This is a genomic window from Tychonema sp. LEGE 06208 (genome assembly GCF_015207505.1).
GTDB lineage: Bacteria > Cyanobacteriota > Cyanobacteriia > Cyanobacteriales > Microcoleaceae > Microcoleus.
This window is the reverse complement of the sequence record NZ_JADEWT010000001.1, coordinates 24,196-40,241: the sequence shown is the minus strand read 5'-3', so window position 1 is coordinate 40,241 and position 16,046 is coordinate 24,196. Positions and strand designations below refer to the sequence as shown.

15 protein-coding genes are annotated in these 16,046 nt (G+C 43.6%); 6 read left to right on the top strand and 9 right to left on the bottom strand.

What is annotated here, in order from left to right; genetic code table 11:
• The first annotated feature begins 132 nt into the window (after positions 1-132).
• The 3 genes from trpE to IQ263_RS00170 all read left to right on the top strand — a co-directional run bounded on the left by trpE (position 133) and on the right by IQ263_RS00170 (position 3,869).
• Positions 133-1,680 carry an anthranilate synthase component I gene (gene trpE / locus IQ263_RS00180; RefSeq protein ID WP_194065710.1) on the top strand — a complete coding sequence of 516 codons (1,548 nt, stop codon included), beginning with the start codon at positions 133-135 and terminating at the stop codon, positions 1,678-1,680.
• A gap of 324 nt (positions 1,681-2,004) precedes the next feature.
• The gene (locus IQ263_RS00175; protein ID WP_194065606.1) at positions 2,005-2,889 is read left to right on the top strand and encodes a PhzF family phenazine biosynthesis protein; all 885 of its coding nucleotides are present in this window, start codon (positions 2,005-2,007) and stop codon (positions 2,887-2,889) included.
• A 503-nt stretch (positions 2,890-3,392) separates the two neighbouring features.
• Positions 3,393-3,869, top strand: a complete 477-nt coding sequence (locus tag IQ263_RS00170) for a hypothetical protein (protein WP_194065605.1) — start codon at positions 3,393-3,395, stop codon at positions 3,867-3,869.
• A gap of 17 nt (positions 3,870-3,886) precedes the next feature.
• Here IQ263_RS00170 and IQ263_RS00165 read toward each other — a convergent pair whose 3' ends face one another.
• From IQ263_RS00165 to cpcD/petH, 5 genes are all read right to left on the bottom strand, one after another.
• Positions 3,887-4,723, bottom strand: coding sequence for a dienelactone hydrolase family protein (locus IQ263_RS00165; RefSeq protein WP_228049684.1), 837 nt, complete (start codon positions 4,721-4,723; stop codon positions 3,887-3,889).
• An 86-nt stretch (positions 4,724-4,809) separates the two neighbouring features.
• Positions 4,810-6,126, bottom strand: coding sequence for a homoserine dehydrogenase (locus IQ263_RS00160; RefSeq protein ID WP_194065604.1), 1,317 nt, complete (start codon positions 6,124-6,126; stop codon positions 4,810-4,812).
• A gap of 136 nt (positions 6,127-6,262) precedes the next feature.
• Positions 6,263-6,691 (bottom strand): Uma2 family endonuclease, encoded by a 429-nt coding sequence (locus IQ263_RS29670; RefSeq protein ID WP_333092355.1) that lies wholly within the window; start codon positions 6,689-6,691, stop codon positions 6,263-6,265.
• Complete coding sequence (locus tag IQ263_RS29665) at positions 6,661-6,993, bottom strand: Uma2 family endonuclease (protein WP_339384805.1); 333 nt, start codon at positions 6,991-6,993, stop codon at positions 6,661-6,663. Before IQ263_RS29665 ends, IQ263_RS29670 begins: the two co-directional genes overlap by 31 nt.
• A gap of 266 nt (positions 6,994-7,259) precedes the next feature.
• Positions 7,260-8,465, bottom strand: coding sequence for a bifunctional rod-capping linker CpcD/ferredoxin--NADP reductase PetH (cpcD/petH, locus tag IQ263_RS00150; protein WP_194065603.1), 1,206 nt, complete (start codon positions 8,463-8,465; stop codon positions 7,260-7,262).
• 44 nt (positions 8,466-8,509) lie between these two features.
• On the opposite strand from cpcD/petH, the gene IQ263_RS00145 reads away from it, so the two are divergent.
• Together IQ263_RS00145 and IQ263_RS00140 are read left to right on the top strand one after the other, a co-directional pair.
• Positions 8,510-8,758 carry a hypothetical protein gene (locus tag IQ263_RS00145; protein ID WP_194065602.1) on the top strand — a complete coding sequence of 83 codons (249 nt, stop codon included), beginning with the start codon at positions 8,510-8,512 and terminating at the stop codon, positions 8,756-8,758.
• 622 nt (positions 8,759-9,380) lie between these two features.
• Positions 9,381-10,385 (top strand): phosphoribulokinase, encoded by a 1,005-nt coding sequence (locus IQ263_RS00140; protein ID WP_194065601.1) that lies wholly within the window; start codon positions 9,381-9,383, stop codon positions 10,383-10,385.
• A gap of 92 nt (positions 10,386-10,477) precedes the next feature.
• On the opposite strand, the gene IQ263_RS00135 is transcribed toward IQ263_RS00140, so the two are convergent.
• The 4 genes from IQ263_RS00135 to IQ263_RS00120 form a co-directional block, all read right to left on the bottom strand.
• Positions 10,478-11,674, bottom strand: a complete 1,197-nt coding sequence (locus IQ263_RS00135) for an McrC family protein (RefSeq protein ID WP_194065600.1) — start codon at positions 11,672-11,674, stop codon at positions 10,478-10,480.
• Between the two features lie 7 nt (positions 11,675-11,681).
• Complete coding sequence (locus tag IQ263_RS00130) at positions 11,682-13,346, bottom strand: McrB family protein (protein ID WP_194065599.1); 1,665 nt, start codon at positions 13,344-13,346, stop codon at positions 11,682-11,684.
• Between the two features lie 198 nt (positions 13,347-13,544).
• Positions 13,545-13,832 carry a type II toxin-antitoxin system VapC family toxin gene (locus IQ263_RS28105; RefSeq protein WP_333092346.1) on the bottom strand — a complete coding sequence of 96 codons (288 nt, stop codon included), beginning with the start codon at positions 13,830-13,832 and terminating at the stop codon, positions 13,545-13,547.
• Positions 13,833-13,944: 112 nt separating this feature from the next.
• On the bottom strand, positions 13,945-14,172 hold the full coding sequence (locus IQ263_RS00120) for a hypothetical protein (protein ID WP_194065598.1): 228 nt from the start codon (positions 14,170-14,172) through the stop codon (positions 13,945-13,947).
• Between the two features lie 204 nt (positions 14,173-14,376).
• On the opposite strand from IQ263_RS00120, the gene IQ263_RS00110 reads away from it, so the two are divergent.
• Positions 14,377-16,029, top strand: coding sequence for an FAD-dependent oxidoreductase (locus IQ263_RS00110; RefSeq protein ID WP_194065596.1), 1,653 nt, complete (start codon positions 14,377-14,379; stop codon positions 16,027-16,029).
• Positions 16,030-16,046 lie beyond the last annotated feature (17 nt).

The window sequence follows — 16,046 nt, the reverse complement described above, 5'->3', positions numbered from 1 at the left end:
CAAATAACAAATAACAAATAACAAATAACAAATAACAAATAACAAATAACAAATAACTACTGATGACTAATGACTAATGACTACTGACTAATGACTTCTTCCATCTTCCATTTTCCTTCTTCCTTTTACTTTATGATGTTTCCCGACTTCTCACAATTTTCAGAACTGGCTAAACAAGGCAATTTTGTGCCCGTGTATCAAGAATGGGTTGCTGATTTGGATACGCCAGTGTCTGCGTGGTATCGGGTTTGTGCCGGTCAACCCTACAGTTTTCTGCTGGAGTCGGTGGAAGGTGGGGAGAAAATCGGGCGTTATAGTTTCTTAGGGTGCGATCCGCTGTGGATTTTGGAGGCTAGGGGATCTCGCACAACTCAAGTTTACCGCGACGGTTCCCAAAAAGTATTTGCCGGCGATCCGTTTGCAGCATTAAACGAGTGTTTGCAGCCCTACAAACCAGTGAAATTGCCACAATTACCGCCGGGAATTGGCGGGTTATTCGGTTTTTGGGGTTACGAGTTAATTAAGTGGATAGAACCGCGAGTTCCCGTGCATCCGGCTGCAGAAAACGATTTGCCCGATGGGTTGTGGATGCAGGTTGATAATTTGCTGATTTTTGACCAGGTGAAGCGGAAAATTTGGGCCGTAGCCTATGCGGATTTGCGGGAGGTTGGCGTTGATTTGGCTGATGCTTACGGCAAAGCGTGCGATCGCGTTTCTCACTTAGTAAATAAGCTGCAATCCCCGCTTTCCCAGCAATCTACTCTCATAGAATGGACTCCGCCGAGGGACGATCAAGATGTCGGTTCTACAAATGAAAATACAGAATTAGCTTACACCAGCAATATCACCCGCAACAAGTATTGTGAAAATGTCTTAAAAGCCAAGGATTATATCAAAGCCGGAGATATTTTTCAGGTGGTAATTTCGCAGCGGCTGGAAGCAGAATATAGCGGCGATCCTTTTGCACTTTACCGCTCTTTGCGATTGATTAATCCTTCTCCGTACATGGCTTATTTTAATTTCAGAGATTGGCAGATTATCGGTTCTAGTCCCGAAATTATGGTGAAGGCAGAAAATACTGCCGACGGCAAAAAGATTGCAACTTTGCGGCCGATTGCCGGCACGCGCCGCCGGGGCAAAACTCCCGAACAAGATGACGCTTTGGCTGCCCAATTGCTACAAGATCCGAAGGAAATTGCGGAACACGTCATGTTAGTTGATTTGGGTAGAAATGATTTAGGCAGAGTGTGCCGAAATGGTACTGTCAAAGTTGATGAATTAATGGGAATTGAGCGTTATTCTCATGTGATGCACATTGTGAGCAATGTAGTGGGAGAATTGGCCGAGGATAAGACAGCTTGGGATTTGTTGAAAGCTGGTTTTCCTGCGGGTACGGTTAGCGGTGCTCCGAAGATTCGCGCGATGGAAATTGTGCACGAGTTAGAAGGTTGCCGTCGCGGCCCCTATTCTGGGGTTTACGGGTATTATGATTTTGAAGGACAGTTGAATAGTGCGATCGCAATTCGGACTATGGTTGTTCGTTCTTTAGATGGAAATAAGCATTCAGTTTCTGTGCAAGCCGGTGCTGGTTTGGTGGCAGATTCTAACCCGGATCTGGAGTATGAAGAAACTCTGAATAAAGCCAGGGGAATGTTGCAGGCCATTCGCTGTTTGAAGTAATTAGAAGTCAGTAGTCAGTAGTCATTAGTCATTAGTCATTAGTCATTAGTCATTAGTTATTTGTTATTTGTTATTTGTTATTGGTAACAACTGGCAACTGACAACTGACAACTGGCAACTGGCAACTGGTAACTGACAACTGACAACTGACAACTGGCAACTGCTTTCCGTACAACGTCATCAGGAAGAAGGAAGGCTTTGTGAGCGCGTACAACCAAATAAACCGGGTTTTTTAGATAATTTGAGGGTAAAAACTAAGTATTGTCGTAAAAAACCCGGTTTCTGAAAACTCCTGACTAAAAACTACTGTTGCAAGAGGGAAATATGAATTTTTATATAGTTGATGTGTTTGCTGAGTCAAAATATGCTGGCAATCAGCTAGCTGTATTTTGCGGCGCTGGAGTTGCCGAGCTCTCAGAGGCCGAAATGCTGCTGATAGCGAGGGAAATTAATTATTCCGAAACCACGTTTATTCGATCGCCCGATCCGCGAAATAACGGCTACGACGTGCGGATATTCACGCCCAAGAAGGAATTGCCCTTTGCCGGTCATCCGACGTTGGGCACTGCGTTTGTGTTGCAGCAAGAGATAATTGGCGAAAAGGTCGATCGAGTAATTCTCAATCTAGCCGTCGGTCAAATTCCTGTCACCTTTAATTATCACAATCAATCCGCAGATATTTTATGGATGCGACAAAACCCGCCAACATTCGGTCAAGTTTTATCAGCCGAAACTCTCGCCCGCATCCTGAATTTAGAAGTCGATGAAATTGATGCAAAATTCCCCATTCAAGAAGTTTCCACCGGAGTGCCGTTTATCATTGTACCGTTAAAAAATCTCGCAGCGCTCAAAAAAGCTCAAGTTAACTTAGACCAATATTTTCAACTGATTAATACCACAGAAGCCAAAGAAATTTTAATTTTCTGCCCGGAAACCTACAGCCACATTAATGATTTAAGCGTCCGAGTTTTCGCCCCTTCCCTAGGAATTCCCGAAGACCCGGCGACGGGCAGTGCCAATGGCTGTTTGGCTGGATATTTGGTAGAATATGGTTATTGCGGGGAAGCCAAGATTGATGTGAGAGTAGAACAAGGTTATGAGATTGGCAGACCTTCGCTGCTGCTATTGAAAGCTCAAAAAAATCAGGAAGAAATAGAGGTTTTGGTTGGTGGTAAGGTTGTGATGGTGGCGAAAGGAGAATTTATTTAGATTTATGAATGCGAAATTCTTAACTGCAGGTGAACGCAGATATAGCCTAGTCTCAGAAATATGACATACTATCCGGCATAGGGCATTCCTCACCACGCGATCGAACCGCTATCTACCAATTTTAAAAGTTATACAACAGTATTTGTAGGGTGCGTCGCCATAGATCGTCCCCCAAAAAAATCGAAAATCTCCAAGCGACGCACCTCCTCAACAATATTTGAGCAAACAACTCTCTGTTTCACTCTGCCCAAAAGTTATATTTGAGCAAGATTTTTTTAAATTGGTATTATTCAACAGCAGAGACTTTTATTTACCCGGGGTGAACTTGTCAGCACTCAAATAGTTTGGCTTAATTTTAGTATGCCCGTCAATGAATTGCTAGCCCAAAAAAATGAGTTCAATTTAATTATTTTTCATCAAAATTGCTGAATATGAGGTAGCTCACATTCAGTGCGGCGTGTTATTGTTATAGTGAAAAAGTCATCCATACCAAATCCTTTCCCATGCTGCAAACATTTTCGCGGATTTTAAATGTATCCCCCGAGGATTCTGAAGCCATGCTTTCGCTTCCCTTAACTACCTTGCTGGAATCACCGGAGTTAAATCAAGTTTTGGGGAGTCTCGATACTGCTTTGCTAAAAGAAACTTTACCCACTGCTGGAGCTGTTTTAGCCAAAAAGCTGCCGCCTTTTTACGACTGGTTGCAAACAGAACTAGGAATTCAAAATGTCCCGGACAGTCCCGATCATACTACTAAATGGGTAGTGGATTTTTTGAAGAATCAAGAAAGTTTAACTCGTTTAGTTGAATTGCACAAATCGATTCCCAGCAAAGCATTAGAAAGATCGATCCCTCGCTTAGTTAGCGCTTTTGATGAGGTTGAACCCATCGCCGTTAAGGAAGAGTGGGAAAAAGCGATCGCAGCCCTTTGTCTGGTACTCGCCGTCGCAGCGCGGGAAAATCAGCCCTCTGCTACCTGAAGCAATTTGGTCTGAGTTTAAACAAAGCGACTTTTTCGGAAAATTTGCAATTGAGCCCGATCGATCTGAACGACTACCGGCTTTTTCTTGTTGAGGACGATCGCATTATGCCGATTTAACAACAGCCACTGGGCAAATATTGCCATCAGGACTCGTCTTTTGCGAAACTTACGTTCAAAATGAGCCCTTCGGACGATCGCCTCTTCTAGCTTGTAACAACAGTTTTCCCCTTTCTGGGAAATCACAAAAATTGTTCCCGGTATGTAATCGCCTTCATTTGCCCAGAAAGCATACCTTTCGCCTAAAGTAAAGTAGTGAAAAACATTGTTAGCGGTGGAAGTTTGAGCTAACTTTTCCGAAACGCCCACAGAATTAAAACTTACAGTACATCGCAGATAATTCGGGTATTTTGCTGCAATTTGCTGAGCAACTTTGCCGCCCAAACTTTCTCCGATGACATCCGGCGGATTTCCGCTGTGAAATTGCTGTTTTATCCAATCAATAGCACCCGCAGTTTTCGCCGCTTTTAACTGGCGTTCTAGTTTTGCCATAAATACATCGGGCGTATCTTCCAAAACGCGCTCGAAAGGATACCAAGAACCGTAGCCGCGAATCACGAGCACGGGCGGATTGTTCCCAGAAACGGGAAGGCGACTTTCAGCATAAAAACCAGTACCAGAGTCTTCAAAGACTTTTTCTATGATATAATTTCCATCCACAACTTGCCCTAGCTGGTGCCGAACGTAAATTGACGGATTGCTGGGTTTGAAAGTATCGTGTAGTTGGGGTTTGGCAAACTTTTCGTAGATAGCATCTAGCAAGTGCCTTCCTGTAGGGCGATCGACAAAATCCAATTGTATTGATCCGTACTAAACTAAAAACAATCTAAAAAAGGTTAATAGTCAGGACTAAAGTCCTGACTATTAACCTTGTGGAATTCTTACAAAACTCGCAAGGTACTCGCAATACTATCGACAGCTTCCATCGCGCGAATTTCAGCAAGCGCTTGTTGAAAATTACCTTCCTTCACATCGTGAGTCACCACCACAATTTCTGCTAAATTGCCGTGAATTCCAGTTTGCACAATGGACTCCAAACTAACTTTGTGGTTGCCAAAACAAGTCCCTAGTTTACCAATTACCCCCGGAGAGTCGCGCGTCAGAAAACGGGCGTAAAACCGAGTCACAAGTTCCTGCATTTCAGCAATTTTGCAGTAGTGTTGATGAGTGCAACTCAGCAAAGGATGGGGAATCGGAACAGTTTCGGTTTTCAGGATTGCCGCCACATTCAAAATATCCGATACCACCGCGCTAGCTGTGGGTCCCGCGCCCGCACCGCGCCCGTACAGCATCAATTGCCCGATCGCATCTCCCTCGATTAAAATTGCATTATAAACACCGTTGACACTCGCCAGCGGATGAGTCTTCGCCACCAAAGTAGGATGCACTCGAATCGAGAGGAGTTCCGCTTCTTCATCCCCATTTTGCTTGGAACTTTGGGATTTTTCCTCAGCAATAGCCAACAACTTAATCACAAATCCTAGCTTATCGGCATAGTCAATATCCGCCGCACTAACTTGTCTGATACCTTCGCAGTGAACATCGGCTAATTTGATGCGTCCGCCAAAAGCTAGCGAGGCTAAAATAGCAATTTTATCAGCCGCATCTAATCCATCTACATCCGCTGTAGGGTCAGCTTCAGCATAACCTAATTGCTGAGCGTCCGCGAGCACTTCGGCAAAGTCTGCACCTTCACTCTGCATCCGCGTCAGGATGTAATTAGTTGTGCCGTTAACGATGCCTGTGACAGTTTTGATGCGGTTTGCACCTAAAGATTGTTTAAGGGTTTGAATGACTGGAATTCCGCCGCCTACAGCAGCTTCTAACATTACATAAACGCCTTTTTCGTTAGCCGCGTCGAAGATTTCACTACCGTAGCGGGCGATAACTGCTTTGTTGGCGGTGACTACGTGCTTCCCGTTGGCGATCGCTTGCAGAATGAGCGATCGCGCCGGTTCCAATCCCCCAATCAGTTCTACTACAATATCAACTTTCGGGTCAGTTGCGATCGCCTCTAGGTCAGTTGTCAGCACATTTTCTGGCAATTGTAAAGACCGAGTTCGAGAAATATCGCGCACTCCCACCCGATAGATTTCCAATTCCTGCAACAGCGGATGGCGATCGTCTCGGGAGAGCAAAATCTCTGCAGTTCCCGCGCCAACTGTACCCAAACCTAGCAAACCAATTTTGAAAGCCACGACTTTGACCCGTTGAAACTCACTTAATCTACAATCATTGTATGACAACCGGGCATTCACAGAATAGCGAGAGCCCCGACTTATTAAATAAGCTGGGGATCTGCATGACTAATGAATCCAGAATTTACACAGCAATTTAAAGCTCCGCATCCATATCTGCTCCCATTTCTCGCAGCCTCTGCGCCAATCTTTGGGCACGCTGCCTTTCTAAATTAACTTGCTGTTCTAGCTGTTGATTCTGCTGTTCTAGCTGTTGTCGCCGTACAGATTCTTCTAGAATTAAATCTTCGACTAGCGGCGGACACAGCACTTCATCCACTGATAAAATAAATTCAGCGAACTGTACGGACTGAACAAGCTGTCCCGGCAAAAATTCCTGGTGAGAATAACTGCTTTCATTTTCGGGGCGGCTGCATACTCGTATTTTCGGTCGATTGGGGTCTACAATCCAATATTCGGGGATATCAATTAAATCATATTCTGCCCGCTTGCGGATGTAGTCGTCCCGCCAATTTTGACTGGTAACTTCAATAACTAACAGCGGTTTTTCTTCAAAGTCCAGCACTGTGGAACCAGGTTGCGCGCAGACTTCCACAAACTCCGAGTGCAAATTACCACATCAGCAATGCGGGAAGAGTCTTCTTCAGTTCGGACTGCAGTAGTCACAATTGCAACTAGCGGTAGGTTGTGTGCTGCAAAGAAGCGCCGGAACTGGTAAACCAAAAACTCGCAAATTTTGATATGTATTGCTGTGGGTGTTGGCATTTCGATGAGATGTCCCCGATATAATTCATAACAAACACCTGATGCTCCCTGATAGTTCAGATATTCTTCAAAGGTCAGTTTTTGGGTAGAAGTTATAACCATGTCAGTTATCTCCCTTTTTCGGTGAGCTTACTGTCTATTTTACACTTGTATTGGGTGAATCTGCCCCTGAATAGACTTGGATTGCATTCATTTACTTTCCTATCTTGAAATTATCTGCGTTAATCTGTGTTTATCTGCTTTGCATCTGCGGTTGAAGGATCCATCGAAGATTTATGCAATCTTGTTTAATGCTGAAAACTGTTTCACAAAAAAATGTAGGGCGAGCCAAAGCCCGCCCTACTATTCAAATTAAATCAGGTAACACATTAATATGTTTCAACGTGCCAGCGATGCTGTTTTTTCAACTGTTTTTGATAGCTTGTCCAGTCAACGTCGTGCTTGCTAGATGCAGCAGACATTCCCTCATCAATTCCGCCTTCCATTCCCTTCAAACCACAGATGTAAGTGTGAGTTTTCGGCTTTTGAACCAATTCCCACAATTCGTCTGCGTTCTCTTTAATCCGGCTTTGAATGTACATCTTGCCGCCGTCAGCAGTTTTTTGCTCGCGGCTGATGGCATAAGTCAAGCGGAAATTATCGGGGAACTCGCGCTGCAATTCTTCCAACTCTTCCTTATAAAGAATGTTGGGAGTGTAAGCAACTCCAAAGAACAGCCAAGCTAAACCTTTGAATTTGTAATCGGGATTGTTTTCTTTGAACATCCGCCACAAATAAGCGCGGAAAGGAGCAATACCCGTACCGGTAGCCATCATAATTACGGTGGCATCTTCGTCTTCTGGCAAGAGCATTTCCTTGCCTACCGGGCCGGTGATTTTGACATTATCTCCAGGTTGCAAACCGGTGAGAAAAGTCGAACAAACACCGAACACTTGTTCGCCAGTTTCTGGGCTTTTGTACTCTAGGCGGCGGACGCACAGAGAGACTGTTTTGTCGTCTACATCGTCTCCGTGACGGGTGGAGGCGATCGAGTAAAGCCGAATTTTGTGAGGTTTGCCGTTTTTATCCGTCCCATCAGGAATAATCCCGATACTTTGACCTTCGAGATAGTGTAACTTGCCTCCAGAAATGTCAAATTTGACGTGGCGGACTGTGCCTTCGCCGCCTTCTCTGACCAATTCTTCTGTAGAAATGCACTTACCAATATAGGGATTGGCCGGCTTGTAAAGGTTAACAGGAACCTGAACTTTTTCCTTGGCTTGAGTCATGGGCTTAGCTTTTTCTCCAGATTTCTGACTCTGTAGCCCTGCTTCTGGTGCAACTTTGCTATGAGTTTCGGGAGCGCCGTTTAATGGGCGGATGCTGACGATTTTGCCACCCATGCGAGCAATTCTCCGCATTTCCTGATTCATGCGATCGTAGGGAACGGAGATAAACACGCTACCGCTACGGCGAATCGGGTGACTTGTTTGGTCAGTTGCTTTGCTCTGACGCATACCCTCCACTTCGTAAACAAAGATGCGGCTGCCTGATTCTGAGTTGGCCGCTACACCAGATATGCTTGGGCTGTACATTTGTTGCTTGTCCTTCACGATACAGAGTTATAAAGAAAGAGAATGTGACGTTAGACTCAATTTACTTTTTTCTTAAGGCCATCTGGACTAATTGGCCGCGCCAATCTTCGGGCCTCGCCGTTGCGGGCGGGCGTGTCCCTTTTTGGTCGATCGCGCCTCCAGTTCCCCATCAGCCGAACATCACGCCGGCTATAGAGTCCGGCTGCGTTCAGGTGTTGACCTATAGCTATTGTTGTCTGCGTACTGCCAATATTTTACCCGATCGCGGGATCGGCCCCGATCGCTCCTTCTGATTTGGAGATTCGGCAGAGGCAGAGTCCGATATCGGGAGAGGATTTAGCTTATCAAAGGGAATACGGCATGGAAATATACAACTTATAATAATGAAGTACAAATTAAAGCACAATTTGATTAAATGACGTTGAACTTGTAGTGGGCGGACGCATTCTGGTAAGATTAATCACTAAAGTTAGCATTAATAGCCCAAAAATTGGGGTACGATCCCGTCCAATAAGGCAGGCGAGCGGGCAAGCCCGATCGGACGGGAATCGTGATGGAACTATATATTGTTGATTCGCCAGATGTAAAAATCCCGTCTCAACTCCATAGTCCAAAAAATCTCAAATAGGTTGAGGCATCAACCTAGAGGCGAGGCAAGATCGGACAAGCTGTGCTTGCCAGAAGCTGTTTGAATCCACAATCCCCATGCCTTGAGGGATCGGGAGTATGTCAATTGCCTTGAAGATTGCTTGGGTCTTCCCTCGCAGGCAGTCAACTGACTCCTGTATGCTGGTGAGTGCTCGATCCGATCGGGGTAGCAACAAAATCGCACAAAGCCGGCACGCTACCTGCGGCCTTAAATTTTGTGGAATCTAGACTTGAGTTAGTAAACAGTGATTTTTTTAGAGGGAAACTATGACAAGTAAGCCGGATCGCGTGGTTTTAATTGGCGTAGCCGGAGACTCCGGGTGCGGAAAATCTACTTTTTTGCGCCGATTGACAGATTTGTTCGGGGAAGATTTCGTGACTGTAATCTGCCTCGATGACTATCATTGTCTCGATCGCAAGCAGCGCAAGGAAACAGGGATTACCGCCCTTGACCCCAGAGCTAACAATTTTGACCTGATGGCCGAGCAAATGAAAGCGCTCAAAGAAGGTAAGGCGATCGACAAACCGATTTACAACCACGAAACCGGTCTGCTCGATCCTGCTGAGCGGATAGAGCCGAATCACATCATCGTGATTGAGGGGCTGCACCCCCTTTACGACGAGCGAGTGAGAAATCTCATCGACTTCAGCGTCTACCTCGACATCAGCGACGAAGTTAAAATTGCTTGGAAAATCCAGCGCGACATGGCGGAACGGGGCCACCGTTACGAAGACGTGCTGTTTGCGATCAACGCTCGCAAACCAGATTTCACCGCCTACATCGACCCCCAAAAGCAATATGCTGATGTGGTAATTCAAGTATTGCCGACCAACTTGATCAAAGATGACAAAGAACGGAAGGTTCTGCGCGTCCAAATGATCCAACGCGAAGGCATCGCCAATTTTGAACCTGCGTATTTGTTTGACGAAGGTTCAACAATTAACTGGGTTCCTTGCGGTCGCAAACTGACTTGTTCCTATCCCGGAATTAAGATGTACTACGGCCCAGACGCTTTCTACGGCCAGGAAGTCTCGATTTTGGAAGTAGACGGTCAGTTCGAGAATCTCGAAGAAGTTATTTACATCGAAAGCCATTTGAGCAAGACTTCTGCGAAGTATGAAGGCGAGTTAACTCACCTGTTGCTTCAGCACCGCGAATATCCTGGTTCCAACAATGGAACTGGTTTATTCCAAGTGTTAGTGGGATTGAAGATGCGGGCGACTTACGAGAAGTTGACTGCGAAGGAATCGAAAGTGGCTGTTAGTGTTTAGAACCCTGATATGAAAGGTTTGAGAGGTGCAATTGCGCCTCTTTTTTTTGTAAGAAAATGAACTGCTCCAGCGCCAGAGGGCGCAGAGAATAGTTAGAAGAGGATTTTTTGAGGTAGAGAGGTTAAGAAGGTTTTTCCGGCTTCATTGAGGTCGCCATCTAGGGAAAAAGTTAAACTGCGAACTCGGATATCACCAATTTTATTGTTTAGTGGCTGTTTGAGGTCTTGCGGGTAAATGAGAATTGCATTTTTACAGTTTACTGCATTTGCGTAGGCAACTATTTGATGACGGTCACTACTGGCTACTTGATCTGGATTTTTGTATTTGGTATCGAGGACATACAGGATTTCATTTGTTTCAATATCGCGTAGAATTAAGTCAATTTTATCGCAATAATTTTGGTCATGTGTTACCGTGTGTTTTTTCTTGACAAAGAAGCCTGTTGGTGTATTTGCTTTGAGCCATTCAGCAACAAATTGTTCGTATAATTTAGCCATGTCTATGAGAAAAGGGAGCATTTCGCGATCGCCCTTTTCGTGACTGGGCCCTGTGTTATCTAAAAAGAATCGACATAAGGCGTGTAAAAGTTGATAATCTTGATTCAAACGGTGATAATTTCTATCAATACAAGCTTCTGATTTAAAATGTTTTAATGTCACAAATCCTTGGAGTGCGTGAAAGGCTTTTCGCACAGTGGATGAAACAGTTTCACCGCACACACCGCTGCGCCCAATCATGAAAAGTGTCCAAGCGAGTATTTGATTATCTTCGATATCGCCTGTTTGTTCGTGATAGTGGCATTTTAGTTTAACATCCCAAGGTTTTTGCAGGGCTGACCGCAAATCGACGCGGCCGCGAATGTAGGCGAGTCTTTCTGTTTTGGATAAGTAATCGCGATATAATCCTTTGCGACAGCGTTCTAGAATTTTTTGGGCAAGAATGTTAGCTAATCTCTCGTAAATTTGTTTTAAAGATTGGCACTGAATCGATCCTTGGGGAAATTTTATCTTAAGGTTGTAGGCATATTCAAGCATTCCGAATAAGTTATTTATGGGAACCTTTGGGCGGATGGCAATGTGAAAGTCGGGAGTGATGGGAATGTTGCCAACTCTGCCTTTAGATTTTAATTCCCATTTATCTTTTGTTTTACGGTTGGGAAATTCTATGTCGATTTCCTTGCCATAATTCTGGTATATTTTATCTCCTACTGATTCGGGGATGAAATCTCGTTCAAAAGTGGCTAATTGATATTCTGTAAGTTCGATAATTTGGCGTGATTCTCGTTTCATAAGATTATCACTTGCTCAATTTATCTTGAATTTTATCCCAGAGAAATTCATTCATTTTTGCCTGGTCATCAAAGAAGTATTCTTCGAGGTATGGCTCAATTTCCATTTGCCAAATATCTTGGATATCTTCAGCTAAGGTTTTTGTCAGAAAGAAGGAAATACCTAGTTCATAGTGTTTGTTGTTAATTGCCTGATTTACATCTTCTAGAATGCTAGTTAATTTATCAACTGGAAAACCTGTTTCCTCTCTGTGGTGATACAGTCGCAGGACTTCAGAGTTGGGATAGATAGAAATGAATGCGAAGCGGCGGCGGAGTGCATTATCAACTAAGGCAATAGAACGGTCTGCGGTGTTCATTGTGCCGATAATGCGGACATTTGTAGGGATTCTAAATAGTTTGCCGCTGGCTAGTGTAATAAAGCGTTTTGTGTCTTGTCGGTCATCTAGGAGATACATTAACTCGCCAAAGACTTGAGATAAATTTGCGCGATTAATTTCATCAATGATGATAACGCAAGTGTCTTCACAGGCTTCGGCTTTTTCGCAGAATTCTAGGAATCTACCGGGAACTATTGAGTAGGTTAATTGTCCGTTTTGAGTTATTGGGCGGAGGCCTTCGATAAAGTCTTCGTAGCTATAGGCGGGGTGAAATTGGATAATGTCTGAGAATCCGTCACCGCCGCCGATTAAGTGTTGGGCGAGTTTTTGAGCGAGGAAGGTTTTTCCGGTTCCGGGTGGGCCTTGGATGATGGTTTGGCCTTTGCGGTTAATGGCGTGTATCCATTGGGTTAGTTGGGTTGTTTCAAAACCTGTAATTTTTGAAATTTTTTCGAGTTGATACTCGGGATTAAATTCCTTTTCATAGACTGAAAGATATTCACCTAGTATAATTGGAGTAAAATACTTGTTGTCAGCATAAAAATTAAATATAAAAAATAATGGGAATAGTTTTTTAAATGCTTGTGCTATTTTGGTAATTAATTTTTTAGCAGAATATCTTAATAGTTCTTGTGATTTAAGTGATGTTTCAATCTGAATTTTAGTATCTTTTATTTTAAGCCCAGATAATATAATATCAGGATCATCTGAACAAATTATATCTATTAATAGTCCATGAAAATTCTTTTCGGGTGCAATTATGGAATAATCCCACTTGTTAAATTTAAAATCAGTTGTTTCCTGAGTCAAAGAGAAGCTATAATTATTTGGAAGGTGATAACGTGTAAGGGGTTCGATTAGATTTTTATGAAATATATAAGGGTAGATGCGTTTTTTTTTCAACACCTCAAAATTGTCAGTTTGTGAATAAAACCCCAAAGTTAATTTCTGGTTTTCAAGATTCAGCCTTAACTGAGCACGACTTATACAACGCCCAGTAGAAATGATATTTTTTAAATAAACAACTATACTGTAGCCTATCGGTTTCAAATCACCTATTGCAGTACGAGAGCCAAAGCCCTCATATTTGATATTTATATATTCTTTGATAAAATCAGGCAACTGCTCTTCTACCTGGCTTAAAATATAGTTTAATGGCTCTTCTACATATTTTAATCTATCTTTTGTGTGTGCTATGTAAAAATCAGGGCTTTGACCTGCATATTTTTTTGATAATAGGTTAAATGTCTCTACTGAAAAAGGGCATTCAGGATGTACAAAAACTTTTTCCATGTTTTCTGTATTTTTAAGGTGACTCAATTGTTGTTCTTAAATTATTGTAGCCGATCGCCCTTCCCGACACCAGACATCTGAAATGCGATCGCACTTCCCATCCTTACCCACATCAATAGCCATCCCAAACCAGTAACACAGGCAAAACCGCTAACAACAGTTCCCGGAAAATTTAAACTTGCGCCGAGTGACTCAGATTTACCAAATTGTGTCTATACTAGATAATTGAATCCGGCGATCGCGACTAATAACGGGTACATTAAGATACAAAGCAGTAGCAGCAATAATGCGATCGGGCAAATCGGGAATTTGCGATCGGTCAACTTGCCTTAAAGTCAAAGCTATATTGCGATCGAAAGGAATTTCAACCAATAAGGCATCATCGCTCTCAACTTCTCTCAAGAATAGATCGAAAGTAGCTGAATTAATCCGCCCTCTCTCGCTCAGATACACAATTTCTGCTAATGTAATTGATGAAAAAGCCACCTAATTTCCCTCGGCAGCTATGTCTTCTATTGTCGTTCTAGCAGTCACCGAAAGTCGCGAATCGGCAAAAATATACCAAATAACAGCATGAGTATCCCTACAGCACGCAGCATTAGAAATCCTCCCTTGGGAAATTCGCCCATTCTTCCCTGCGAACTTCATCTATATCAGCCGCAGAGGGTGCAATTCCCAAGTCAGCACATAAACCCCACAATGATTTGCGGGGAGTCGGCCCAACAACTAATTCTCGTTCTATTTCAGGAACTATCCACTTAATCAACCGTAACTTTTCGGCTAGAGACAACTGCTTGACAAGATTTAAAACCGCCTCAAAAGTCATGTTTTTTATATTTCAATTTGCGATCGATGTAATTGTAGCATTTTGGCCCGGACAGCATCGCCGGGTTTGGGTTGAGAAGATTCGTTTACCACGGTTCCCGGAAAATTTAAACTTGTGTCGAAACTATCTAAACGTGCTATATTCAACTCCGTAAACCCTGAACAGCACTTTCAGGTAATGCAAATTCATCAACCAGTCAACTAAATGCCTCCTACTTTCAAGAAATTAGCTGCCATTGCCATCTTTTTTGTAGCCGTAAAAGTTTTAGTTGACTCCCCCTATTTCAAAGAAGCAAAAAGCTCGATCGCCCACCGAAACGAAGCAAGTGCCACATTAGACCCCCCAAACCTGCGACAAACAGCCGCAAACAAGCCCCCAGCAGCGCATCCAACATCAGTCGATCGCAACTTTGATATCGTAGTGTACGGCGACGAAGTACCGGGGATATGTGCCGCGATATGGGCTAAGAAAACTTTAGGTGAAAAAGGCAAAGTTGCGATCGTGCGATCGAACTACGCAACCGATCCCTTGGGCGGCGTACTCACCCGCGGCGGTTTAGGTTACGTGGATTTAGATAAAATCCCCGATTGGTACCGCCAACCCTACGCCCAGTGCTTCCGGGAATTCTTAGACAAAGCCAATGTTCCCGAATCTTGCTTAGAACCAAAACAGGCCGACAAAGCACTCAAAGAGATGCTTGCGGAAGCCGGAGTTAAAGTTATTTCCAACTCAACTCTTAATCCTCACGTAGTCAATAATAAAATTGAATATGCCGAAGTCAAAAACACTAAAGTCAAAATTAAAGCTAATTCTTTTATTGATGTAACTCAAGACGCAGAACTTGCTAGAAAAGCAGGCTTATCTTATTACACAGGATATGAATCGCAAAATATTAAATCAAAAAATGAATCCTTAGCAGTATCTGTAGTCCCCACAATTACCGGGCTAACGATCGCCGATTTACGCAAAATAGAAGATAACATTCTCTACAACACTCCTTTAGTAGAAAAGATTAAAACCAGCATTAGTAAATATAAAGATCCTGCAAGTACACAATTCTGGATGAGGAACTTTGAAAGTACAATTTATCAGGCCTATACAGACGGATATAATATCAGAAGTGTAGCCATCGGAGCCGCCTATCACGTAGATAGAAATCTCCCCTTCACTCAAGAAAAAGGATTCTTCTTTGACAAGGCAAATATTTGCGTTTATAAAAATAATTCGATGTCGTGGAACGGGTTTTTGTTTAAATACAAAGTTGACGAGTTGATGAAGATGGAAGCTAACGGCAGAAAACCGACTCCTGAAATGGTTAAAGAAATGTCACGCATCCAAGAATGGCTGCAAAAAAAGTCGGGTAAAGATGTGAGACTATTTATCCCGGATGAGATTTATATCAGACAAACTTTGAATGTGCGCGATGTGGTAGCGCCGCTGACGGGGAAGGAGATTATCAAAGGAGGAACATTACCCGAAAAGTCGATCGGCAGTTTTTCCTACGATTTCGACTTGCGGGGCGGAGTCAAGAATTTGGATTCGAGAATTCCGCCGCTGCCGGTGTATAATTTCGGGATAGAGAGCGCTTTGGCGAGTAAAGTGAATAATTTGGCGATCGTCGGGCGTTCTTCGGGCTATGTCGGTATGGCGGTATCAGTCGGGCGAATTGCGACAGTGAATATTTATCAAGGACAAGGCGTGGGCGTGGCGGCCGGTTTGGCTAGCAAGTTCGGCGTGCCGCTGAATACGATTACTTCGAGTAAAACCAGAGAAACTTTGGAGACTTTAACGGGGAAAACGACCTATTTGTCGGGGAGAGATACGAGTTATGGCGTGGATTACAAGGAAGTAAAGTAATCGAGGTATAGCAGTCA

Coding starts and splice junctions, on each gene's coding strand:
- trpE (WP_194065710.1), top strand. CDS start 133: ATGATGTTTCCCGACTTCTCACAATTTTCAGAACTGGCTAAACAAGGC.
- IQ263_RS00175 (WP_194065606.1), top strand. CDS start 2,005: ATGAATTTTTATATAGTTGATGTGTTTGCTGAGTCAAAATATGCTGGC.
- IQ263_RS00170 (WP_194065605.1), top strand. CDS start 3,393: ATGCTGCAAACATTTTCGCGGATTTTAAATGTATCCCCCGAGGATTCT.
- IQ263_RS29665 (WP_339384805.1), bottom strand. CDS start 6,993: ATGGTTATAACTTCTACCCAAAAACTGACCTTTGAAGAATATCTGAAC.
- cpcD/petH (WP_194065603.1), bottom strand. CDS start 8,465: ATGTACAGCCCAAGCATATCTGGTGTAGCGGCCAACTCAGAATCAGGC.
- IQ263_RS00140 (WP_194065601.1), top strand. CDS start 9,381: ATGACAAGTAAGCCGGATCGCGTGGTTTTAATTGGCGTAGCCGGAGAC.
- IQ263_RS00135 (WP_194065600.1), bottom strand. CDS start 11,674: ATGAAACGAGAATCACGCCAAATTATCGAACTTACAGAATATCAATTA.
- IQ263_RS00130 (WP_194065599.1), bottom strand. CDS start 13,346: ATGGAAAAAGTTTTTGTACATCCTGAATGCCCTTTTTCAGTAGAGACA.
- IQ263_RS00120 (WP_194065598.1), bottom strand. CDS start 14,172: ATGACTTTTGAGGCGGTTTTAAATCTTGTCAAGCAGTTGTCTCTAGCC.
- IQ263_RS00110 (WP_194065596.1), top strand. CDS start 14,377: ATGCCTCCTACTTTCAAGAAATTAGCTGCCATTGCCATCTTTTTTGTA.